Origin of the sequence: Mesorhizobium sp. CA16 (genome assembly GCF_020165175.1) — a bacterium.
GTDB lineage: Bacteria > Pseudomonadota > Alphaproteobacteria > Rhizobiales > Rhizobiaceae > Mesorhizobium.
This window is the reverse complement of sequence record NZ_JAIUHP010000007.1, coordinates 184,529-205,427: the sequence shown is the minus strand read 5'-3', so window position 1 is coordinate 205,427 and position 20,899 is coordinate 184,529. Positions and strand designations below refer to the sequence as shown.

22 protein-coding genes are annotated in these 20,899 nt (G+C 66.1%); 11 read left to right on the top strand and 11 right to left on the bottom strand.

Annotation, left to right across the window (positions count from 1 at the left end; genetic code table 11):
• Positions 1–152: 152 nt before the first annotated feature.
• The 8 genes from LB525_RS13065 to pcaQ all read right to left on the bottom strand — a co-directional run bounded on the left by LB525_RS13065 (position 153) and on the right by pcaQ (position 8,274).
• Positions 153–1,598: an aldehyde dehydrogenase gene (locus LB525_RS13065; RefSeq protein ID WP_224522930.1), complete on the bottom strand. Its 1,446-nt coding sequence runs from the start codon at positions 1,596–1,598 to the stop codon at positions 153–155.
• Positions 1,599–1,634: 36 nt separating this feature from the next.
• Positions 1,635–2,420: a coniferyl-alcohol dehydrogenase gene (locus LB525_RS13060; protein WP_224523338.1), complete on the bottom strand. Its 786-nt coding sequence runs from the start codon at positions 2,418–2,420 to the stop codon at positions 1,635–1,637.
• Positions 2,421–2,422: 2 nt separating this feature from the next.
• A complete protein-coding gene (locus tag LB525_RS13055) occupies positions 2,423–3,484 on the bottom strand; it encodes a branched-chain amino acid ABC transporter permease (protein ID WP_224544925.1) in 1,062 nt (353 codons plus the stop codon).
• The gene (locus LB525_RS13050; RefSeq protein ID WP_224544924.1) at positions 3,481–4,377 is read right to left on the bottom strand and encodes a branched-chain amino acid ABC transporter permease; all 897 of its coding nucleotides are present in this window, start codon (positions 4,375–4,377) and stop codon (positions 3,481–3,483) included. The genes LB525_RS13055 and LB525_RS13050 overlap by 4 nt, the downstream gene beginning before the upstream one ends.
• Positions 4,374–5,102, bottom strand: coding sequence for an ABC transporter ATP-binding protein (locus tag LB525_RS13045; RefSeq protein WP_224544923.1), 729 nt, complete (start codon positions 5,100–5,102; stop codon positions 4,374–4,376). Before LB525_RS13045 ends, LB525_RS13050 begins: the two co-directional genes overlap by 4 nt.
• Complete coding sequence (locus LB525_RS13040; protein ID WP_224544960.1) at positions 5,099–5,773, bottom strand: ABC transporter ATP-binding protein; 675 nt, start codon at positions 5,771–5,773, stop codon at positions 5,099–5,101. Before LB525_RS13040 ends, LB525_RS13045 begins: the two co-directional genes overlap by 4 nt.
• 85 nt (positions 5,774–5,858) lie before the next feature.
• Positions 5,859–7,175 carry an ABC transporter substrate-binding protein gene (locus LB525_RS13035; RefSeq protein ID WP_224522926.1) on the bottom strand — a complete coding sequence of 439 codons (1,317 nt, stop codon included), beginning with the start codon at positions 7,173–7,175 and terminating at the stop codon, positions 5,859–5,861.
• Between the two features lie 181 nt (positions 7,176–7,356).
• A complete protein-coding gene (gene pcaQ / locus LB525_RS13030) occupies positions 7,357–8,274 on the bottom strand; it encodes a pca operon transcription factor PcaQ (RefSeq protein ID WP_224522925.1) in 918 nt (305 codons plus the stop codon).
• A gap of 92 nt (positions 8,275–8,366) precedes the next feature.
• Between pcaQ and pcaD the strand changes: the two genes are divergently transcribed.
• The 6 genes from pcaD to pobA are packed head-to-tail and all read left to right on the top strand — an operon-like array spanning position 8,367 to position 13,165.
• Positions 8,367–9,179: a 3-oxoadipate enol-lactonase gene (gene pcaD / locus LB525_RS13025; RefSeq protein ID WP_224544922.1), complete on the top strand. Its 813-nt coding sequence runs from the start codon at positions 8,367–8,369 to the stop codon at positions 9,177–9,179.
• Complete coding sequence (gene pcaC, locus LB525_RS13020; protein ID WP_224544921.1) at positions 9,172–9,570, top strand: 4-carboxymuconolactone decarboxylase; 399 nt, start codon at positions 9,172–9,174, stop codon at positions 9,568–9,570. Before pcaD ends, pcaC begins: the two co-directional genes overlap by 8 nt.
• The gene (pcaH, locus tag LB525_RS13015; RefSeq protein WP_140838937.1) at positions 9,563–10,315 is read left to right on the top strand and encodes a protocatechuate 3,4-dioxygenase subunit beta; all 753 of its coding nucleotides are present in this window, start codon (positions 9,563–9,565) and stop codon (positions 10,313–10,315) included. Before pcaC ends, pcaH begins: the two co-directional genes overlap by 8 nt.
• The gene (gene pcaG / locus LB525_RS13010; RefSeq protein WP_140838935.1) at positions 10,315–10,929 is read left to right on the top strand and encodes a protocatechuate 3,4-dioxygenase subunit alpha; all 615 of its coding nucleotides are present in this window, start codon (positions 10,315–10,317) and stop codon (positions 10,927–10,929) included. The genes pcaH and pcaG overlap by 1 nt, the downstream gene beginning before the upstream one ends.
• Before the next feature lie 11 nt (positions 10,930–10,940).
• Positions 10,941–11,993 carry a 3-carboxy-cis,cis-muconate cycloisomerase gene (locus tag LB525_RS13005; RefSeq protein ID WP_224544920.1) on the top strand — a complete coding sequence of 351 codons (1,053 nt, stop codon included), beginning with the start codon at positions 10,941–10,943 and terminating at the stop codon, positions 11,991–11,993.
• Positions 11,993–13,165, top strand: a complete 1,173-nt coding sequence (gene pobA / locus LB525_RS13000; RefSeq protein WP_224544919.1) for a 4-hydroxybenzoate 3-monooxygenase — start codon at positions 11,993–11,995, stop codon at positions 13,163–13,165. Before LB525_RS13005 ends, pobA begins: the two co-directional genes overlap by 1 nt.
• 13 nt (positions 13,166–13,178) lie before the next feature.
• Here pobA and pcaF read toward each other — a convergent pair whose 3' ends face one another.
• Genes pcaF through LB525_RS12985 form a run of 3 tightly spaced genes read right to left on the bottom strand, consistent with a single transcriptional unit; the run spans position 13,179 to position 16,042 of the window.
• Complete coding sequence (gene pcaF, locus LB525_RS12995) at positions 13,179–14,384, bottom strand: 3-oxoadipyl-CoA thiolase (RefSeq protein WP_224544918.1); 1,206 nt, start codon at positions 14,382–14,384, stop codon at positions 13,179–13,181.
• Positions 14,385–15,188, bottom strand: coding sequence for a CoA-transferase subunit beta (locus LB525_RS12990; RefSeq protein WP_224544917.1), 804 nt, complete (start codon positions 15,186–15,188; stop codon positions 14,385–14,387).
• The gene (locus LB525_RS12985) at positions 15,185–16,042 is read right to left on the bottom strand and encodes a CoA transferase subunit A (protein ID WP_224544916.1); all 858 of its coding nucleotides are present in this window, start codon (positions 16,040–16,042) and stop codon (positions 15,185–15,187) included. Before LB525_RS12985 ends, LB525_RS12990 begins: the two co-directional genes overlap by 4 nt.
• A 102-nt stretch (positions 16,043–16,144) precedes the next feature.
• On the opposite strand from LB525_RS12985, the gene LB525_RS12980 reads away from it, so the two are divergent.
• The 5 genes from LB525_RS12980 (at position 16,145) to LB525_RS12960 (ending at position 20,893) form a co-directional block, all read left to right on the top strand.
• The gene (locus LB525_RS12980) at positions 16,145–16,915 is read left to right on the top strand and encodes an IclR family transcriptional regulator C-terminal domain-containing protein (RefSeq protein WP_140838925.1); all 771 of its coding nucleotides are present in this window, start codon (positions 16,145–16,147) and stop codon (positions 16,913–16,915) included.
• Positions 16,916–17,058: 143 nt separating this feature from the next.
• Positions 17,059–17,784 (top strand): GntR family transcriptional regulator, encoded by a 726-nt coding sequence (locus LB525_RS12975; protein WP_140838923.1) that lies wholly within the window; start codon positions 17,059–17,061, stop codon positions 17,782–17,784.
• A 2-nt stretch (positions 17,785–17,786) separates the two neighbouring features.
• A complete protein-coding gene (locus tag LB525_RS12970) occupies positions 17,787–18,815 on the top strand; it encodes an ADP-ribosylglycohydrolase family protein (protein WP_224544915.1) in 1,029 nt (342 codons plus the stop codon).
• Complete coding sequence (locus tag LB525_RS12965; protein ID WP_224544914.1) at positions 18,815–19,789, top strand: PfkB family carbohydrate kinase; 975 nt, start codon at positions 18,815–18,817, stop codon at positions 19,787–19,789. The genes LB525_RS12970 and LB525_RS12965 overlap by 1 nt, the downstream gene beginning before the upstream one ends.
• Positions 19,790–19,828: 39 nt before the next feature.
• Entirely contained in the window at positions 19,829–20,893 is a 1,065-nt protein-coding gene (locus tag LB525_RS12960; RefSeq protein ID WP_224544913.1) for an ABC transporter substrate-binding protein, read from the top strand.
• Positions 20,894–20,899: the final 6 nt, after the last annotated feature.

Genomic DNA, 20,899 nt, shown 5'->3' with positions numbered 1-20,899 from the left:
CCTTGTGGGGGAGGGCGGCCTCGCGAAGCGAGGTCGGATGAGGGGTGCTCCAGGGAAAGCCAGCGTCTCACTCCGCTGGAACACCCCTCATCCATCTCGGCGCTGCGCGCCGATCTACCTTCTCCCACAGGGGAGAAGGAAGAAGCGGCCAATCAGAACGGGTAGTGCTGGCCTGGGTCCTCGATCGTCACCCAGCGCAGGTCGGTGAATTCGGCGATCGAGGCCTTGCCGCCGAAGCGGCCATAGCCCGAACCCTTGACGCCGCCGAAAGGCATCTGCGCCTCGTCGCCGACGGTCGGGCCATTGATGTGGCAGATGCCGGCGTGGATGCGCGCGGCTATCGCCATGGCGCGGCGGATGTCGCGGCTGAAGACGGCCGACGACAGGCCGTATTCGGTGTCGTTGGCGACGCGCACCGCTTCGTCCTCGCCTTTCACGCGAATGACCGGCTTCACCGGACCGAACGACTCTTCCGAATAGACGCGCATCGCGGGCGTCACGTGGTCGAGGAGCGTCGCTTCCACCACCGTTCCTGTCCGCTTGCCGCCGGCCGCGAGCGTTGCACCCTTCGCGGTCGCGTCGGCAATCAGCTCCTCCATCTTATCCGCCGACTGGCTGCTGATCAGCGAGCCGAGCACGACATGGCCGCGCGGGTCGCCGGCCGGCAGTTTGGAGGCACGCGCGGCAAGCTTGGCGACGAACTCGTCGGCGATCTTCTCGTCGACGATCAGGCGTTCGGTCGACATGCAGATCTGGCCCTGATGCATGAAGGCGCCGAAGGTCGCGGCATTCACGGCAGCGTCGATGTCGGCGTCGTCCAGCACGACCAGTGGCGCCTTGCCGCCGAGCTCGAGCAGCGCCGGCTTGAGGTGCCGCCCCGAGAGCTCGGCGATGATGCGGCCGACCTTGGTCGAGCCGGTGAAATTGACGCGCTTCACCGCCGGATGCGCGATCAGCGCCTCGACGATTGCCGCCGCGTCCTTCGGGTCGTTGGTGACGACATTGACGACGCCCTTGGGCAGGCCGGCCTCGACCAGCACCTGACCGATCAGGCGATGCGTGCCGGGGCATAGTTCGGAGGCCTTCAGCACCACCGTGTTGCCGCAGGCGAGCGGCATTGCGAGTGCGCGCGTGCCGAGGATGACCGGCGCGTTCCACGGCGCGATGCCGAGGCACACACCAGCCGGCTGGCGGATCGCCATGGCGAGCGTGCCCGGCTTGTCGGATGGAATAACCTCGCCGGAAATCTGCGTGGTCATCGCCGCCGCCTCGCGCAGCATGTTGGACGCCAGCATGACGTTGAAGCCCGCCCAGGGTCCGGTGGCGCCGGTCTCTTCCATCATCAGCTTGGTGAATTCCCCGACCTTCGAGGCCATGACGTCGGCCGCCTTCAGAAGCAGCATCCGGCGCTCGCCAGGTCCGGTCTTCGACCAGGCGTCGAAGGCTGCCGCCGCCGCATCTGCCGCGGCGTTGGCGTCGGCAATGCTTGCGGCGGCGGCGCGCGTCGCGAGCTTGCCGGTGAAGGGGTCCAGGCGCTCGTAAGAGGCTTTGCCGGTCGCCGCCCTTTCGTCGCCGTCAATCAGAAGTCCGATGTCCATGGGTTTCTCCCTCGCTTTCGCTGGAGCGTTGCAAAATTAGAAGCCAAGCACTTCCGCGTTGATCGACGCTTCGAGGCCGCCGTCGACCGGCACGTTGGCGCCGTTGATCCAGCGCGCGCCGTCGGAGCACAGGAACAGCACGACGGGCGCGATGTCGCCCGATGTGCCGGCGCGGCCGACGCGCGCGATATCGCTGTCGACCTTGGCGTCACCGAGGACCGAGCGGAACTGTTTCAGGATCGGCGTCTCGACCGGACCGGGGCTGACCGCGTTGACGCGAATGCCGCGGCTCTTGAACAGGTCCTGATGCGCCGCGCGGAAGGTCCACAGGAGCAAAAGCTCCTTCGAGACCGGATAGCCTTCCTCGTTCTTGACCGCGTGGTCGGCGATCACTCTGGCGACATCGGGAAAGCCCTCGACGCCAACCATCGAGGCGGCTCGGTTGAGATTGGCGCGCCAGCCGAAGCCGGCGATGGAGGCGACATTGACGATGGCGCCGCCTTCGCGAAGCCTTGGCGCCATCGCTTCCGAGAGCGCGCGCAGGCCGTAGAAATTGACGGCGAGCGTCGGCGCCGCGCCCATATTGCCGGAAAGGCCGGCGACGTTGCAGAGCGCGTCGATGCGCTGCGGCAACCGCGCCACGAGGTCGTCGACGCCGGCTTTGGACGAGATGTCGGACTTGACGAAGACGCCCTGATGTCCGGCCGGCTCGCGCAGGTCGACGCCGATGACGTCGGCGCCGAGTTGGCCCGCGAGTTCCGCCGTGCGGGCGCCGATGCCCGAGGCGACGCCGGTGATGAGGATCGTCTTGCCGAACAACATGCTCATGCCTTCTCGCTGTGTGCCGCAGTGGGTGCTGGTGAAATGGCCTCGCCGGTCGGATCCGCCACGCTGGCGGGAAGCCTGACGCGGTAGCCGACCGACAGCAGGCGCCAACCAAAACGCTCTTCGAGCGTGCCCCAGAGGCCGCGCGGCAAGAGCAGCGAGAAGACCAGTGCCGCGGCGCCGAGCCCGATCAAGTACCAGACGCCGGTGCCGCCGAACCAGGTCTCGATGAGGAAGAAGAGCAGCGCGCCGAGGATGGCGCCCTCGAAGGTGCCGATACCGCCGACCAGCACCATGAAGATCATGTAAGCGGTCCACTGCACGTTGAAATAGGTCTTCGGCTGGAAGGTGATCGCGGTGGCCAGCCACAGCGCGCCGGCGACGCCGATGCCGAAGGCGGCGAGCACGAAGAGCTGCCGCTTGGTACCGGTGACGCGCACGCCGACGGAGGCCGCCGCATCCTCATTGTCGCGGATGGCGCGAATGGCGGCGCCGGTGCTGCCGCGCAACAGGCCGAACAGGATCGCGAGCAGCGCCGTCATCGACGCCAGCGCCAGCCAATAGATGGTCAGCCGGCGTGTCGATGCATCGTAGACGTTGAGCGAGATCAGCGACGTGCCGGTCTCGCCCTGGATCAGCCGGTCGAGATTGACGAGCAGGTGGGTGAGCGCTGCGATCACCCACATGCCGATGGCGAACTCGCCGTTCCTCAAGCGTAGCATGAACAACGAGATCGGCCAGGACACGGCGCCGACGATGACCGCCGAAACGAAGAGCGAGACAAACGGATTGAGCCCGGCATTGGCGAGGCGGATGGCGAAGTAGGCGCCAAGGCCGAAGAACACCTGCTGACCGACCGAGACCAGCCCGCCGAAACCGGCCAGCGCATTCCACATGGCGGCGAGGATCACATAGATGAACAGCGCCGTTATGCGATCGACCGCGCCGGCCGACAGGAATTGCGGCGCGACGGCGAGCAGCAGAATGATGGTCAAAACGCCGATGCCGGCGCTGCGCGAAGCGGCCGTGCCACGCTCGATGACCGGGGAGGCGGCGCTCATGAGGCTTTCCGCGTGGAGAGGCGCAGCAAGCTGTGCAGGCCGAGGCCGGAAGTGTAGAGCCGGATGAACAGCACGATCAGGAAAGCGACGTGGCCGCCGATGAGGAAACCTTGCGGATGGATCCTGGCGCCGAGCGTCTGGGCGAGCGCCAGCACGATGCCGCCGATCAGCGTTCCCCAGAGCGAGCCGGCGCCGCCGATGACGGCGGCTTCGAAGGCGAACAGCAGTTGCGTTGCGCCGGCATAGGGATCGAAGGTGGCGCGCATGCCGAGGAAGGCGCCGGCGAGACCGACCGTGACCATGGCGATTGCCGCGGCTATTGCCATGGAGCGGCGCGCGTCGACACCGACGATGCCGGCGGTATCAGGGTCTTCCGAGGTCGCGCGGATCGAGCGGCCTAACCCGGTGCGGGTGAGGAACAGTTGTAGTCCACCAAGCAGGACGACGGCGGTGATGAAGATGATCACCGCGAGCTTGCCGACATAGAGGCTGCCCGGCCATTCCCAGGAATCGTAGGACAGGCTGCCGATGAAGGGCGCCAGCGAGCGCGTGTCGGCGCCGAACTGTTCGAACAGCACATTGTCGATGACGATGGCGAGGCCGAAGGTTGTGAGGATCGGCAGCAGCGCGCCGCCGCGCGCGCTGCGCTCGAGCAGGAAGTGCTGCAGGGCCCAGCCAATCGCGGCCATCAGCGGCAGCACGACGAGCAGGCCCAGAAATGGCGAGATGTGGAAGCGCGAGGCGAGCAGCCACAGCGCGAAGGCCGACAGCACGGCGAGGCTGCCATGCGCCAGGTTGATGATGCGCATCACCGAGAACATGAAGGAGAGCCCGCAGGCGATCAGCGCGTAATAGCCGCCGAGTAGGACGCCCTGGACGATCTGGTTCATCATGCCGGCACGCCTCCGGCGCCCTTCCGGTGCAGGCCGAAATAGGCCTTGGTCACCTCGTCGCGCGACACGCTCTTGCTGTCGCCGGCAAGGACGATCCGGCCCTCCAGCATGCAGATCACCTTGTCGGAGACGGAGAGCGCGCGGTTAAGGTCCTGCTCGACCAGGATGATCGTCGTGCCGGAGCCGATCAACCCCTGCAGGGAGGCATAGACGCGGTCGACGACCAGCGGCGACAGGCCGAGCGAGACCTCGTCGAGCAGGAGCAGATCGGGATTGCTCATCAGCGCACGGCCGATTGCGGTCGCCTGCTGCTCGCCGCCGGAAAGATGCCCGGCCTTGGCATGGCGGCGCGGCTTCAAGTTGGGGAAGGTGTCGAGCACGCGTTCGACGCTCCAGTCGCCGGGGCGGCCGGCAGTGCGGCCAAGCAGAAGGTTTTCCTCGACCGTCATCTGCACGAACAGCCGCCGGCCTTCGGGAACCAGGGCGATGCCCTTGCGGACGCGTTCATGCGAAGGCAGGCCGGAGAGATCGTCGCCGTCGAAGACCACACGGCCCGAGGCCGCCTGGTGCGCGCCGGCGATTGCGCGCAGCAGCGTCGTCTTGCCCGCGCCGTTCGCGCCGACCAGCGCCAGCGTCTCGCCGCGCTCGAGGCTGAAGCTGACGCCGCGCACCGCCTGCAGCAGGCCGTGGCGGACAACGAGATCCTTGGCCGACAGCAGGCTCATTTCGGGCCTCCGCCGAGATAGGCGCTGATCACCTGCGGGTCGGCCATCACCGCCTGCGGCTCGCCGTCGGCGATAATCTTGCCGGCGTCCATGCAGATCAGCCGTTCGGCCACTTGCAAAAGCACGTGGACGATGTGCTCGATCCAGACGATGCCTATCCTGCGGCGGCGCAATTCGCGGATGGTCTCGACGAGCTCGCCCGCCTCGCCGTCGGTCAGGCCGCCGCCGATCTCGTCGAGCAGAAGCAGCGTCGGTTTCGCGGCGAGCGCGCGGGCGAGCTCCAGCCGCTTGCGGTCGAGCAGGCCGAGCGTTTCGGCGCGGCGGTTGGCTATGCTGAGCATGCCGCAGAGCTTCAGCGAGCCGAGCGCTTCCTCATAAGCCTCGTCGCGGCCGAGTCCGGCGCCGTGCGAGGCGGCGACGAAGACATTCTCGAAGACGGTCATGCCGCCGAAGGGTTTCGGCACCTGATGGGTGCGCACCAGGCCCAACCGGCAGCGCTGCGTGGCCGGCAGCGTGGTCACGTCATCGCCCTTGAAGGCGATGGTTCCGGCGCTCGGCGGATAGGCGCCGGAAAGCACGCTGAGCAGCGTCGTCTTGCCGGCGCCGTTCGGGCCGACGATGCCGACCGCTTCCTCGGCGCCCATGGCGAAGTCGATGTCGTCGAGCACCACAAGCGCGCCGAAGCGCTTGTGGATGCCGGCGGCGCTGAGGACGGCACCGTTGGGCGTCGCGTTCACGATGCGGTCCCCGACTTAATCAGCCGTTGTAAGGCTGGAGCTTGGCCCCAACCGGCACGTTCGGGTCGGTGGCGTTCTCGGTCACGACATAGTCGAGCGGGAATTTCGAGCCTTCCTTGGCGGCGACCCATTGCGTGCCAATGATCGGGCCGGGGGACACGTTCGCGACGGGGCCGCTGGTGAAGTCGACCTTGCCGATCATGGTCTCGGTCTTCAGCACGCTCAGTGCCTTGGCGACCGCCGCCTTGTCCTTGGCGTTGGAACTCGCCTTCAGGGCTTCGAAGCCGGCGTCGAGCAGCGACATCGAGGCGCCGAGCTGCTGTGTCCACTGCTTGCCGCTCGCCGCCTCGTAACCGTCGGCAAGCTCGGTGCCGGAGACGCCGGTCAGCGGCGACTTGTAGGGGAAGGCCTTGTGCCAATAGGCGGCGCTCGAGATCTTCATGCCGAGATCGCCGAGCGCCTCGATGTCGGAGGGGAACAGGCCGGTCTTGGCGACCTGGGCGATCTTGATCTGCCGGGTCAGCCCCTGCTGCGCGGCCTGGCGCCAGAAGGCGGCGAAGTCCGGCGGGATCGGGAAGGAATTGAAGATCTCGACACCTTCTTGCTTGAACAGCGCGATCTGCGAGGAATAGTCGGTTGTGCCGGTCTCATAGGCGCCGGGATCGACGATCGTAAAACCCTGCTTGGCCAGGAGCGGCGCGAGGTTGGCGCGAATGGCGTTGCCGTCGGCGTCGTTCGGATACATGACGCCGACCTTCTTGTTGGTCTCGATCAGGTTCCACTGCGAAATATAGGTCTTGAAGAATTCGCCGACGCCGAAGCCGAAATGATAGGTCCATTTGAAAGGCGAGGGCGCGCCCGGCTTGGCGCCGCGGCCGAAATACCACGCCTCCCACGGCATGACGGTGGAGAGGCACGGCACGCCGGCCGCCTCGCAGGCATCGGCGACCGGGTTGATCACCTCGGGCGTGGAAACGGCCAGCATCAGGTCGATGGCCTGGTTGTTGATCAGGTCTTTTGCCAACTGGCCGGCGCGCGACGGATCCGACTGGGTGTCCTGGTCGAGGATCTCGACGCTGTATTTCTTGCCGCCGAGCTCGATGCCGTTGGCCAGGGCCTTGCGGGCGAGGTCAAGCACATAGCCGTCGGTTTCGCCGAAGCCGGCGAGCGGGCCGGTGCGCGGGCTGACGAAGCCGACCTTGAGCGTGTCGGCGGCCTGCGCGAAAGCCTTGCCGCGGCCGAACGCAAGTGCTGCGCCACCGGCCATCGATGTGGCGATGAACTGGCGTCGTGAAATGCCCGATATGGCGGGCTTGCTGCCGATATTATGAGACATCTGCTCCTCCCTCAGTCGCCGTTCGACACGACGGCAAACGGGTCTTCCGCTTGCGGCCGGACGGCACGGCTTTCGATCCTCCGGAGATCACATTGCACTAGCGGTTTGGTTCGGTAAAATGATATTTTACGGTGTTTTATTAACCGCTGGGTTAGCGAAATTCGAACTGCTAGCTCGATCGTCAGGCGTGGTGCCGCGCGGCTTCGCGGATCGTCTGCAGCAGGATGGTGAAGGCGGGCGAGGGCGCGGTGTCGGTGCGCATGGTCAAACCCACCGGCCCTTTGGTCTCCTCCGTATCCACCGGCAGCGCGACAAAAGCGCCGCTGGCGATCTCATTGGCAACGACGCCGGCCGAGATGATCCATACCGCATTGCTCTGGCGCATGAAGGAACGACCGAAGGAATCGGAAACGGTTTCGATCTCCGTGGCGGGTGCGGTCATGCCGTTGGTGATGAAGAGCCGGTCGACGAAGGGGCGTATGACGGATTCCCGCGTCGGCATCAGGACGGGGAAGTCGTCGAGCCGCGCGAAGATGTCTGCCCCGGGTTCCGACAGGGGATGCCCGGCCCGCACCACGAACAGCACCTGCTCGGAATAGAGATGTTCGAAGAAGAAGCCGGTCATGTGCTCCGGCGCCGCGAGCCGGCCGACGACGAGGTCGAGCGCGCCGACGCGCAACTGTTCGAGCAGCACGGCGTTCTCGCCGGTGACGATCTTGAGCGCGGCGCCGGTGTCTTCCTCGAGGAACAGGTTCATGGCGAACGGCATCACGCGCGCCGACACCGTCGGCAGCGCGCCGATGCGGATCGGGTCGCGATGGAGAGCGCCGTCCTGGCGCACGGAATCGACGCCGCGCTTCAGCGCCGAGATCGCCGAGCCGGCATGGCCGAGGAAGATCTCGCCGAGACGCGTGACCCGGATGCCGCGGCCGTCGCGCTCGACCACGGCGACGCCGAGCGCTTCTTCCAGCTCACGCAAGGTCTTGGTCACGGCCGGCGCACTGACATGCAGGAAGTCGGCCGCGCGCGCCACGCTGCCTTGCCGAGCGACTTCGAGAAAGGCCTGCAGATGGCGGAAGCGGATCCGGCTTTCGGCCATGGTTCGATAACCTCAGAGTTAATGAAACGCCGCAAAATATCATTTTACCGAACCAAACCGCTGGTGCAATGTGGCTTTGGAGGATCGAAATCGTGCCATTCGTCAGCATAGGCGGCGTGACGCTGCATCACCGCTACATCGAGGCGACGGGCACGTCGCGTCCGATCATCTTCATCAATTCGCTGGGCACCGATTTCCGGATCTGGGACGACGTCGTCGCGCGGCTTGCCGGCGAAATACCGATGCTCGTCTACGACAAGCGCGGGCATGGGTTGTCGGATATCGGCGGCGGCGTGCGCTCGATCGACGACCATGTCGACGACCTGCTGGGCCTCATCGATCATTTCGGCTTCGGGAAGGTCGTGCTGTGCGGCCTGTCGGTCGGCGGCCTGATCGCGCAGCGGCTCTATACCCGCCATCCCAAACGCGTGGAGGCGCTGATCCTCAGCGACACAGCGCACAAAATAGGCACCGCCGAAAGCTGGAACGTGCGTATCGCGACGGTGGAGCGCGACGGCATCGAGGTGATCGCCGACGGCATCATGAAAGTGTGGTTCACGCCGGGTTTCCGCGCCGCACGCGCTGCCGATCTGGCCGGCTGCCGCAACATGCTGACCAGGCAGGCGCTGCCTGGTTACATCGGCACATGCATGGCCGTGCGCGACGCCGACCTCACAGATGCGGCGCGGCGCATCGCGGTGCCGACGCTTTGCATCGTCGGCGACCAGGACGGCTCGACTCCGCCGGATCTGGTCCGCTCGCTGGCCGAGCTGATCCCCGGCGCCCGCTTCGAAGTCATCCGAAATGCCGCTCACATCCCGTGCATCGAGCAGCCCGAAGCGCTCGTCACCTTGATCCGCGATTTCGTCGCCTCGTTGCTTGAGGGGAAGGCTGCTCATGGATGATGTTACGAAGAACCGCTACCGGACCGGACTCGAGGTCCGTCGCGCCGTTCTCGGCGATCCGCATGTCGACCGCGCCGAGGATGCCGCGACCGATTTCGACCGGCCGTTCCAGCAATTGATCACCGAGGCTGCCTGGGGAACGGTATGGGCGCGGCCGGGCTGGTCGAAGCGCGAACGCTCGATCGTGACGCTGGCCCTGCTTGCCGCGCTCGGCCATGACGACGAGGTGGCCATGCATGTGCGCGCCACCGCCAATACAGGCGCCACGCGGGACGACATCTGCGAGGCCTTCCTGCACGTCGCCGTCTATGCCGGCGTGCCGGCAGCCAACCGCGCCTTCAAGATTGCCAAGGAGGTGTTCGCGCAGATGGACGGAGCCGCCCATGGCTGAGCGAGGCTCGAACCGTTCACCCGAGACCGGCGCCTTCTTCCAGCGCGACCGCCAGTGGCATCCGGCCGCCTTCACGCCGAACTACAAGAGCTCGGTGCTGCGCTCGCCGCAACGGGCATTGGTGGCATTCGACAACACGCTGTCGGAACTGACCGGACCGGTCTTCGGGCACGCGATGCTCGGCGAGCTCGACAACGACCTGATCCACAATTTCGCCAGGCCTGGCGAGAGCGCCCTCGGCGAGCGCATCATCGTCCATGGACGCGTGCTCGACGAGCGGGGCAAGGGCGTGCCTGGCGTGCTGCTCGAATTCTGGCAGGCCAATGCCGGCGGCCGCTACCGTCACAAGAAGGACGCCTATCTCGCCCCTCTCGATCCTAATTTCGGCGGCTGCGGCCGCACGATCACCGGCGAAGACGGCAGCTACGCCTTTCGCACGGTCAGGCCCGGGCCCTATCCGTGGCCGAATGGGCCGAACGACTGGCGGCCGGCGCATATCCATTTTTCCGTGTTCGGCCATGGCTTCGCGCAGCGGCTGATCACACAGATGTATTTCGAGGGCGATCCGCTGATCTGGCGTTGTCCGATCGTCGGCGGCATTTCCAACAGGGAAGCTATCGAGGCGCTGATCGCCGCGCTCGACATGCAGTCGACCATCCCGATGGATGCGCTCGCCTACAAGTTCGACATCGTGCTGCGCGGGCGCCGCTCGACATTGTTCGAGAACAGGCCGGAGGGCAATTGATGGCGCAGTCGCTCGACCGGTTGAAGGAAAGCCCTTCGCAGACCGCCGGCCCTTACGTGCATATCGGGCTGACGCCCAATTTCTGCGGCATCGGCGGCGTCTATGCGAACGACCTTGGCTCGACGATGCTCAACGGCGAGACCAAGGGCGAGCGCATCGAGCTGCGCATCCGCGTGTTCGACGGCACCGGCACGCCGCTCAAGGATGCGCTGATCGAGATCTGGCAGGCGGACGCCAACGGGCTCTACAATTCGCCGTCGGAATTGCGCGGCGCCGCCGATCCGAATTTCCCTGGATGGGGCCGGCAGCCGACCGACATGGAAACGGGCGTCTGCCTGTTCCGGACAATCAAGCCGGGCCGCGTGCCGTTTCGCGACGGCCGGCTGATGGCGCCGCACATCACGCTGTGGATCGTGGCGCGCGGCATCAATGTCGGCCTGCACACCAGGCTCTATTTTTCCGACGAGGAAAAGGCCAATGCCGAGGACCCGATCCTCGCCCGCATCGAGCATCGCCTGCGTGTGCCGACGCTGATCGCCGAGCGCCGGGGCGATACTTACGTCTTCGACATCCACCTGCAGGGCGAAAAGGAGACGGTCTTCTTCGACAGCTGACCGTGGCCGCCATGACCGTTTCGCCCTTTGATCACCCGCTGCTTTCTGGCCTGCTCGGCGACGAAGAGGCGGCCAGACATTTTTCCGTCGAAGCCGACATCGCCGCGATGCTCAGCTTCGAACGGGCGCTGGCCGAGGCGGAGGCCGAGTGCGGCGCGATTTCCCGCGATGCGGCGACGGCGATCTCGAAGGCGCTGGCGGCGTTCCGGCCGGATACGGCGAAGCTGCGCGCCGGCGTCGCCGCCGACGGCGTCGTGGTGCCGGAACTGGTGCGACAGATCAAGGCTGCTGTTGGCGTGCCGCACGATGCATTCGTTCATTTCGGCGCCACCAGCCAGGATGTGATCGATACATCGCTGGTGCTGCGCCTGAGCGGGGCGGTCGAGCATGTCGGCCTGTTGCTCAGCGAGAACGTCGTGCGGCTCGCCGGTCTCGAACCGGATTTCGAGGGCAGGGCGATGATGGCGGTGACGCGCATGCAGCCGGCCATACCGATCGTCGTGACCGACCGGATCGCTTCATGGCGAGCGCCGCTCCAGCGTCACCAGGAACGTTTGAAGGAGCTGTCCGGCCGGCTGCTGGCGGTGCAGTTCGGCGGCGCCGCCGGCACGCTGGAAAAGCTCGGCGACAAGGCCGCCGCAGTGCGCGCCGCGCTTGCCGCGAAGCTCGGCCTTGCCGACGCGCCGCAATGGCACAATCAGCGCGACGCGCTCGCCGAGTTCGCCGGCTGGCTGTCGCTGGTGACCGGCAGCCTCGGCAAGTTCGGGAAGGACGTTGCACTGATGGCGCAGGCGGGAACCGACATCAAGCTGTCCGGCGGCGGCGGTTCATCTACCATGCCGCACAAGCAGAATCCCGTGAAGGCGGAAGCCCTGGTGGCCCTCGCCCGCTTCAATGCCGTCCAGCTTTCCGGCATGCACCAGGCGCTGGTGCATGAGCAGGAGCGCTCGGGTTCGGCCTGGACGCTGGAATGGCTCATCCTGCCGCAAATGGTCGTGGCGACGGCGGCCGCGCTCAGGCTTGCAGCCGAGTTGGCCAGACAGATCGAGAGCCTCGGTCATTGATGCGCACGCAAGTCGCCATCATTGGCTCGGGGCCGTCCGGGCTGCTGCTCGGCCAATTGCTTGCCACGATTGGCGTCGAGACGATCATACTCGAGCGGTCGAGCCGCGAGCATGTGCTTGGCCGGGTACGCGCGGGCGTGCTCGAGCAGGGCACGGTGGACCTGCTCGGCGAAGCGGGCGCGGCGGAGAGGCTCTATGAACAGGGCCTGCCGCATGAAGGCATTTCGCTCGCCTTCGACGGCCGCGCGCACCGCATCGACATGACCGCGCTCACCGGCGGCAAGCATGTCACTGTCTATGGCCAGACCGAGGTGACGCTCGATCTGATGCGGAAGCGCGAGGCGGCGGACTTGGTGACTTTCTTCGAAACGTCGAATGTCGCGCTGCATGATTTCGGCGGCGCGTCACCCTTCGTCACCTACGACAAGGATGGCGCCACGCATCGCATCGACTGCGACTTCATCGCCGGTTGCGACGGCTATCACGGCGTCAGCCGCCGCTCGGTGCCGGAGGGCGCGCTGAAGACGTTCGAGCGCCACTATCCGTTCGGCTGGCTGGGCGTGCTGGCCGAGGTGCCGCCGGCCGACCATGAGCTGGTCTATGCCAATCACGAGCGCGGCTTCGCGCTCTGTTCGATGCGCTCGCCGCAGCGCAGCCGCTACTATGTGCAGGTTCCCGCCGACGAGCGCGTCGAGGCCTGGTCGGACGACCGCTTCTGGGACGAGTTGCGCCGCCGCCTGCCGCCGGCGACGGCTGCCGCAGTCACCACCGGCCCATCGTTCGAGAAGTCGATCGCGCCGCTGCGCTCCTTCGTCGCCGAGCCGATGCGCTTCGGCCGGCTGTTCCTGGTCGGTGACGCCGCCCATATCGTGCCGCCGACCGGCGCCAAGGGCCTCAACCTCGCGGCCAGCGACGTGCGCTATCTGTTTGCCGGGCTTCGTGAATTCTACCGCGAAAAGTCAGACGCCGGGCTCGACGCCTATTCGGCCAAGGCGCTGGCGCGGGTGTGGAAAGCGGTGCGCTTTTCCTGGTGGATGACGACGATGCTGCACCGTTTTCCGGAGACGGGAGAGTTCGGCCAACGCATCCAGGAAGCCGAGCTCGACTATCTCGTGCATTCGAGAGCCGCATCGACCGCGCTCGCCGAAAACTACGTCGGCTTGCCCTATTGATCTGCCTGACTGGTCAAACCCGCTCCAGCGCGAGGGCGCTGCCCTGGCCGACGCCGATGCACATGGTGGCCAAAGCCAGCTTGCCGCCGCGCTCGCGAAGCTCGAGCGCCGCCGTGCCGGTGATGCGCGCGCCCGACATGCCGAGCGGGTGACCGAGCGCGATCGCGCCGCCATTCGGATTGACGTGCGCGGCATCCTCGGCGATGCCAAGCTGGCGCAGCACGGCAATGCCTTGCGAGGCGAAAGCTTCGTTCAATTCGACGACATCGAATTGCTCGGGCGTCAGACCGAGGCGGGCGCAAAGCTTCTCGGTGGCCGGGGCCGGACCGATGCCCATGATGCGCGGCGCCACACCGGCGACGGCGCCGCCGAGGATGCGGGCGATCGGCGTCAGGCCATACTTCTTCGCCGCCGCTTCCGACGCGATGATGAGGGCCGCCGCACCGTCATTGACGCCGGAAGCGTTGCCGGCGGTGACGCTGCCGCCCTGGCGGAATGGCGCCGGCAGTTTGGCCAGGGTCTCGACGGTGGTGCCGGCGCGTGGATGCTCGTCCTTCGAGACGACGACCGGATCGCCTTTCTTCTGCGGGATCGTCACGGACGTGATCTCTTTCGCCAGCCGGCCGCTGCCTTGAGCGGCAACGGCCTTGTCCTGGCTGCGAACCGCGAAGGCGTCCTGGTCCGCGCGGGAAACGGAAAAATCCTCGGCGACGTTCTCCCCGGTCTCCGGCATGGACTCGACGCCATATTGCTTCTTCATCAGCGGGTTGACGAAGCGCCAGCCGATGGTGGTGTCGTAGATCTCGGCGTTGCGCGAAAAGGCGGCGTCGGCCTTCGGCATGACGAAAGGCGCGCGGCTCATCGATTCGACGCCGCCGGCAATCATCAGCTCGGCCTCGCCCGATTTGATGGCGCGTGCGGCGATGGTGACGGCATCCATGCCCGAGCCGCACAAGCGGTTGACTGTCGAACCGGGGATGTCCTGCGGCAGGCCGGCAAGCAGCAGCGCCATGCGCGCCACGTTGCGATTGTCCTCGCCGGCCTGGTTGGCGCAGCCATAGACGACATCATCGACGGCCGCCCAATCGACGCCGGCATTACGCTCGACCAAGGCCTTCAACGGGATGGCGGCGAGGTCGTCGGCGCGGACGGAGGACAATGAACCGCCGAAGCGGCCGATGGGCGTGCGGATGTAGTCGCAAATGAAGGCTTCAGTCATCTAGGCAGCTTTCCCCTCGGCGATCCCTTGATGCGCCGCCTTGGTGCGGACATGCAGGTCGCGCAATGTGTTCAGCTCGAGTTCCGTCGGCGCCGGCGTCTCGTCAAGAGCCTCCGCGAACTTGACCGTCCAGCCACAGGTCTCCTGTACCTGCTCGCGCGAGACGCCGGGATGCAGCGACACCACTGTGAATTCCTTGGTCACAGGGTCCGGCTTCCAGATGGCGAGGTCCGTGATCAAAAGCGTTGGCCCGGCGGTATCGATGCCGAGCCGCTTGCGATGATCGCCGCCATCGCCATGGCCGAAGGAGGTGAAGAAGTCGACCTTTTCGACCATGCCGCGCTTCGACTGAGCCATGGTGATGTAGACCTGCTTTGACGAAGTGGCGATCTCCGGCGCGCCGCCGCCGCCGGGCAGGCGGGTCTTGGGATGCGCATAGTCGCCGATGACGGTGGTGTTGATATTGCCGAATTTGTCGAGCTGGGCGGCGCCCAGAAAGCCGATCGAGATGCGGCCGCCCTGCAGCCAATAGCGGAACATCTCCGGCACGGAGACGGTGGTGACCGCCGTTTCGCACAATTCGCCGTCGCCGATCGACAGCGGCAGCACGTCGGGCGCCGTGCCGATGGTGCCGCTCTCATAGATCAAGGTGATATCCGGCGCATGCGTCAGCCGCGCGACGTTGCAGGCGGCCGACGGCGCGCCGATGCCGACGAAGCAGACATCGTCGCTCTTCAAGGCGCGGCTGGCGGCGATCGTCATCATCTCGTTCGGGGTGAAACCAATCTCCTTCGCGTCGCTCATGCGGCTTTCCTCAGATGTTCGATGCGGCCGGCAAAGTCATCCGGGCTGCTCTCGATGACGTTCTGCTGCATCCACGCCTGGAAGCGACCGCGGTCGGCGGCGATCTCGTCCCATTCGAGATAGGCGGCGTTGTCGCGCTCGTAATAGCCATGCGTGTAGGAGGGATGCGAGCCACCGGGCACGACCGAAATCGCCGCGATCGTCCAGCTGGGCAGCACGGTGAGATTGGGGTGGAAGTCGTCGAAGCTGTCGACCATTTCCTCGACCGTCACCACTGCGCGCTTTGCGGCAAGAACAGCCTCCTTCTGGATGCCGATGATGCCCTCGACCAGCACGTTGCCTTTGCGGTCGGCCTTCTGCGTGTGGATGAAGGTAACGTCCGGCCTTATCGCCGGGACGGCGGCCAGCACCTCGCCGGTGAAAGGGCAGGTGACGGATTTGATGTTGGGATTGACCGCGGCGAGACCGGCGCCGCGATAGCCGCGGAACACCGCACAAGGCAGGCCGGCGGCGCCCGCCTCATAGGCATTGGCCATGCCGGCGTGGCTGTGCTCCTCGATCTCGATGGCGCGGGGAAAGCCGTTCTCGATGGCGTCGCGGGCGCGTCTGAGCAGGCCGACGCCGGGATTGCCGACATAGGAGAAGACGATTTTCCTAGCCATGCCCATGCCGATCATCTGGTCATAGATCAGGTCGGGCGTCATGCGGATAAGCGTCAGGTCGCGAAAGCCCTGGCGGATCGCCTCATGCGCGGCGGCGGTCGGGATCAGATGAGTGAAGCCCTCGAAGGCGACTGTATCGCCGTCATGCAGGTTTTCCGCGACCGCCTCTTTCAGCGGCAGGAACTTGACCATCTCCAGACCCCACGAAAAAGTTCGTATTGCGAACATCTGTTTTGTATGGGATATTTCTAACTCCGAGCTCTGCATTGAGTCAACGCCGGCATGGAGGCGCTCGTGGGAGAGGAAGTAATTTCGCGCGACCACGTCGGCTCGCTGGAACGCGGCCTGGCAGTGATGGAAATCCTTGCGCGCCATCCGGCCGGCATGACGCTGACCGAGATGGCCGAAGAGGCCGACCTCACCCGCGCGGGCGCCCGCCGCTTTCTGCTGACATTGGTCGCCACGGGCTATGCGACGCAGTCCGGCCGGCTGTTCTCGCTGTCGCCGCGCCTTTTGACCGTCGCGCGGACCTGGCTCGGCGGCGCATCGCTTTGGACGTTCGCGGCGCCGATCATGCGCGAGGTGGCGGGCAAATTCGACGAGGCCTGCAACGCGGCGGTGCTATCGGGTGAGGACGTCGTCTATGTTGCGCGCATCCCCGGACGGCGGATCTTAAGCGTCGCGCTCGATGTAGGCACGCGGCTGCCGGCCTATTGCACCTCGATGGGGCGGGTGCTGCTTTCCGGTCTGGAGGCGGACGACTTGAAGACCTTCCTGGCGCAAGCGACCATCGAGCGGCGGACGCCGAAGACGATCACCGGCCGCAACGCGCTCGGCAAGGCCATCGACAAGGCGAGGGCGGAGGGCTTCGCCATCGTCGACGAGGAACTGGAACTCGGCCTGCGCTCGATCGCGGTGCCGATCGTCGATCGCGCCGGCCGCACCGTCGCCGCCATCAACGTCTCGACGCAGTCGGCGCGTTTCTCGGTCGAGGCGATGGAGCGCGATATCCTGCCGGTGCTGCGCCAGGCCAAGCAGCGCGTCGAGGAGTTCTTCTTCGCTTGAGCGGCGCGTCTCCGGTTGCCGCCGCACGCTCATTCTGCGCCCGGTCCTCCTTCCGTTCTTGAATGGTGATGAAGGTTCGTTGACGGGGGAATTCAAATCCGATATTGAACAGGATTATACAGGTTCACTGAACAGGTATCGATATGGCCCGTCGCGCGACGCAGATCACTCCCGGCACGGGCAAGCCCGAGCAGATCGCGACGGTTCTGGAGCATGAGATACGCTCCGGCCTGCTCGGCTTCGGCGACCGCCTGCAGAGCGAAAACGAGCTCGTTCAGCGCTTCTCCGTCAGCCGCAACACGGTCCGCAAAGGGCTCGAGGAACTGTCGAGCCGCGGGCTGATCACCACCAAGGTCGGCATCGGCTCATTCGTCACCTTCGACGGCATGCCGGTCGACGACGCGATCGGCTGGTCGCGCGCGCTTGCCAATGCGGGCGCCAATGCCGAGACACGCACGTTGCGGCTCGAGATCATCGAGGACGCCGAACTGGCGGCCAGGCTCGGCGTCGAGAGCTCGTCCTTCATCGCCGTCGATCGTGCCCGCACCAACGCCGACGACGGCCATGCCATCTCGATCGAGCGCAGCCGGCTGCCGCTGTCGCCGGAGTTGGAAGACATACCGCTGCGCGGCCTGCGCGAAGGCTCGCTGCACCAGACGCTGCGCGGGGCAGGGCTTGTTCCCGATCACGGCGAGGAATGGGTCGACATCGAGATGCTGAGCGCTTCCGACGCAGCCATCCTCGCCTGCGCGCCCGGCACGCCGTTCCTGCGCACACGCCGCCTGACACGCGCCGCCGATGGGCGCGCCATCGAATTCGTCACCAGCCTGCTCAACCCGGCGCATTTCGCGCTGCACCTGGAGTTCTGAGCATGGCGGCCGACGCGATGGACCGGGCTATGGGCGCGCTGATCGGCGGGGCGCTGGGCGATGCGCTGGGCATGCCGACGCAGCTTCTGTCGCCGGCCCGTATCGCCGAGCTCTACGGCCATGTCGAGGATTTCGTCGCGCCTGCCGCCGATCACCCGGTGTCGAAAGGGCTGCCCGCCGGCGCGATCACCGACGATACGGAACAAGCGCTGCTGCTTGGCCGCATCCTCGTCGAATCCGGCGAGCGTTTCGATCATGCGCGCTGGGTCAACGCGCTGCTCGACTGGGAGCGCGAGGTCAAGGCGCGCGGCAGCTACGACCTGCTTGGGCCGTCGACCAAGCGCGCTATCGATGCCATCAACAGCGGCGTGCCCGCGGAGGAGGCCGGCCGCGGCGGCGACACCAATGGCGCTGCGATGCGCATCGCGCCGGTCGGTATCATGATGCCGCCGGAGCCGCTCGACGTTCTGGTTTCCAAGGTGGCGGAAACCTGCCGGGCCACGCACAACACCTCGATCGCCATCGCATCGGCTGCGGCGGTCGCAGCCGCCATCAGCCTCGGTGTCTCGGGCGGCGACTGGCGTGGCGCTTCCGGCCATGCGGTCGCCGCCGCAAGGCTAGGTGCTGCGCTCGGCCATTGGGTCACCGGCGGCGACATCGCCGCGCGCATCGTCTGGGCGCAGGAGCTTGTCCGCGGCAAGGCGGAGAAGCAAGCCATCAAGCTGATCGTTGACCTGGTCGGCACCGGCGTCGCCAGCCAGGAATCGGTGCCGGCGGCCTTCGCCGTGCTGGAGGTCGCGCAAGGCGATCCGTGGCGGGCAGCCGTCATCGGCGCCAATCTCGGTGGCGACACCGACACGATCGGGGCGATTGCCGCCGGCATGGCGGGCGCCTGCGCCGGCCTGTCGAGGCTGCCGCAGGACCGCATCGCCCAACTGCATGGCATCGACATCGCGGACGTCCGTGCGCTGGCTGGCGACCTGGTCGCCGCACGCGGCTCCAAGGCCGGCCCAGGCAAGGAGGTTGCCTGATGAGCGGGCGCCTCGTTCATGTCGGCAGCGCCGTGGTCGACTATGTCTACCGCATCGACGCCCTGCCGGCGGCCGGCACGGAAAAGACCGCGTCAGCTTACGCGCGGGTCGCCGGTGGCGGCTTCAACATGATGGTGGCGGCGAGCCGCACCGGCATGAAGGTGGTGTTCGGCGGCCAGCTCGGCACCGGGCCGGACGGAGACTTCCTGCGCAAAGCCTTCGCGGCCGAAGGCATCGAGACGCTGACGCCGCCATCGCCTTCGATGGACAGCGGCAATTGCGTCGCGATGATCAGCGGCGACGCGGAGCGCACCTTCGTTTCGTGGCCGGGCGCCGAGAGCCGGCTCACGCCGGACATGATGAAGCTAGTGCAAGTCGTTGCGGGTGATTGGGTTTCTACTTCCGGCTATACGTTGAGCTATCCCGGCAGCCGCGACGCGCTTGCCGATTGGATCGAGGCGCTTCCGGCCGGCATTCCTTTCGTCTTCGATCCGACACCGGTGATCGCCGACATTCCACGGCCGATCCTGGACAGGGTTCTGGCGCGTACGACCTGGTTGAGCTGCAACACCAATGAGGCTGCCGAGATTGCCGGCGCCGGCGATGCCCAGACCGTCGCGATCCGATTGCTCGCCGAGCATTGCCCCAGGGCCGAAGGCGTCGTCATCCGCGCAGGTGCCCATGGCTGCTTGGTGCGCATGGCCGATGGCGGCACCCGCGCGGTGCCGGGTTTCAAGGTCGAAGCCGTCGACACCAACGGGGCCGGCGACACGCATATCGGCGCCTTCGTCAGCGGCCTTTCGCGCGGCATGGGCGCTTGCGAGGCGGCACGCTATGCCAATGCGGCGGCTGCGCTTTCGGTCACCCGCCATGGCGGGTCCTCAGCGCCGACCGACACGGAAATCCGGGAGTTCCTGACTGAGCGCGGCGAAGCGACGACCGCGCTCGGCCGGGCGGAAGCGACTGCAACTTAACAAGCCCGTCAATCGGGCAAACAATGAGAGGAAAAGAACATGCGCATGCCCAGACTGACCGCTTTTCTGGCGGCGACGGCCGTCTTCGTCTCCGCCTTCACGCCGGCCGCACGGGCCGCCGAGGAAGTGCATGTGCTCAACTGGAAAGGCTATGGCGCCGACGAGCCATGGGCGGTCGCCAATTTCGAGAAGGCGACCGGCTTCAAGGTGGTCAACGACTTCTTCAACTCCGAACAGGAGATGCTGACCAAGATCCGCACCAATCCCGGCCTCTACGACGTCGTCATGATCAACGCCGCCTTCAACGACCAGGCGATGGCCGGCAAGCTGATCCAGCCGATCGACGTCTCGAAGCTTTCCAACTATGCCGATATCGCCAAGGACAAGGCCAGCTCGCCGATGCTCAACCATGACGGCAAGGTCTATGGCGTGCCGTGGGTGTGGGGCCTGACGGCTCTGGCGATCAACGACAAGTCCTTCGACAAGCCGCCGACGAGCATCGCCGAGATGTGGAACCCGGCGCATAAGGGCCGCGTCATCATCCGCGACGACGCCGTCGAGGCGGTGCAGTTCGGCGCGATCGCGTCGGGGCAGAACATCAACGACATCAAGGATATGGACGCGGTCAAGGCGAAGCTCACCTCGCTGATGCCGCAGATCAAGACCTTCTGGAGCTCGGAGAACGACTGGAACCAGATGGTCGCCTCCAACCAGATCGACATCGGCACCTATTGGAGCGGCTCGGCCGACCGCGCCAAGACCCATTTCAAGCTGCCGGTCTCGCTGGTCATCCCGCAGGAAGGCGCCGTCGCCTGGCTCGACGCCTTTTCGATCCCGGTCGGCTCGAAGAATGTCGCGGGCGCCGAGGCCTTCATCAACTATATGATCGACCCGAAATTCTACGTCGAATGGGTCACCAAGGTTGGCGCGCCGGTTTCGGCCAACACCAAGGCTGTCGACGCGCTGCCCGAGGACGCCTTCAACCGCAAGGTCATGGGCAGCCCCGAGGTCGCAAAGCGCATCCAGTTCCAGGCGCCGATCACCGACGCGCAGCGCGAGAAATACCTGGCGCTGTGGCAGGAGCTGAAGGTCAACGTGAAGTAATCACGT

What these genes read in the sequence shown, in the direction of transcription:
- LB525_RS12975 (WP_140838923.1), top strand. Translation starts at nt 17,059, where the DNA reads ATGGCCCGTCGCGCGACGCAGATCACTCCCGGCACGGGCAAGCCCGAG.
- LB525_RS12990 (WP_224544917.1), bottom strand. Translation starts at nt 15,188, where the DNA reads ATGAGCGACGCGAAGGAGATTGGTTTCACCCCGAACGAGATGATGACG.
- LB525_RS12970 (WP_224544915.1), top strand. Translation starts at nt 17,787, where the DNA reads ATGGCGGCCGACGCGATGGACCGGGCTATGGGCGCGCTGATCGGCGGG.
- LB525_RS13050 (WP_224544924.1), bottom strand. Translation starts at nt 4,377, where the DNA reads ATGATGAACCAGATCGTCCAGGGCGTCCTACTCGGCGGCTATTACGCG.
- pcaQ (WP_224522925.1), bottom strand. Translation starts at nt 8,274, where the DNA reads ATGGCCGAAAGCCGGATCCGCTTCCGCCATCTGCAGGCCTTTCTCGAA.
- LB525_RS12960 (WP_224544913.1), top strand. Translation starts at nt 19,829, where the DNA reads ATGCGCATGCCCAGACTGACCGCTTTTCTGGCGGCGACGGCCGTCTTC.
- LB525_RS12965 (WP_224544914.1), top strand. Translation starts at nt 18,815, where the DNA reads ATGAGCGGGCGCCTCGTTCATGTCGGCAGCGCCGTGGTCGACTATGTC.
- LB525_RS13035 (WP_224522926.1), bottom strand. Translation starts at nt 7,175, where the DNA reads ATGTCTCATAATATCGGCAGCAAGCCCGCCATATCGGGCATTTCACGA.
- LB525_RS13055 (WP_224544925.1), bottom strand. Translation starts at nt 3,484, where the DNA reads ATGAGCGCCGCCTCCCCGGTCATCGAGCGTGGCACGGCCGCTTCGCGC.
- LB525_RS13005 (WP_224544920.1), top strand. Translation starts at nt 10,941, where the DNA reads ATGACCGTTTCGCCCTTTGATCACCCGCTGCTTTCTGGCCTGCTCGGC.
- pcaF (WP_224544918.1), bottom strand. Translation starts at nt 14,384, where the DNA reads ATGACTGAAGCCTTCATTTGCGACTACATCCGCACGCCCATCGGCCGC.
- LB525_RS13045 (WP_224544923.1), bottom strand. Translation starts at nt 5,102, where the DNA reads ATGAGCCTGCTGTCGGCCAAGGATCTCGTTGTCCGCCACGGCCTGCTG.
- LB525_RS13060 (WP_224523338.1), bottom strand. Translation starts at nt 2,420, where the DNA reads ATGTTGTTCGGCAAGACGATCCTCATCACCGGCGTCGCCTCGGGCATC.
- LB525_RS13065 (WP_224522930.1), bottom strand. Translation starts at nt 1,598, where the DNA reads ATGGACATCGGACTTCTGATTGACGGCGACGAAAGGGCGGCGACCGGC.
- pcaG (WP_140838935.1), top strand. Translation starts at nt 10,315, where the DNA reads ATGGCGCAGTCGCTCGACCGGTTGAAGGAAAGCCCTTCGCAGACCGCC.
- pcaH (WP_140838937.1), top strand. Translation starts at nt 9,563, where the DNA reads ATGGCTGAGCGAGGCTCGAACCGTTCACCCGAGACCGGCGCCTTCTTC.
- pobA (WP_224544919.1), top strand. Translation starts at nt 11,993, where the DNA reads ATGCGCACGCAAGTCGCCATCATTGGCTCGGGGCCGTCCGGGCTGCTG.
- LB525_RS12985 (WP_224544916.1), bottom strand. Translation starts at nt 16,042, where the DNA reads ATGGTCAAGTTCCTGCCGCTGAAAGAGGCGGTCGCGGAAAACCTGCAT.
- pcaC (WP_224544921.1), top strand. Translation starts at nt 9,172, where the DNA reads ATGGATGATGTTACGAAGAACCGCTACCGGACCGGACTCGAGGTCCGT.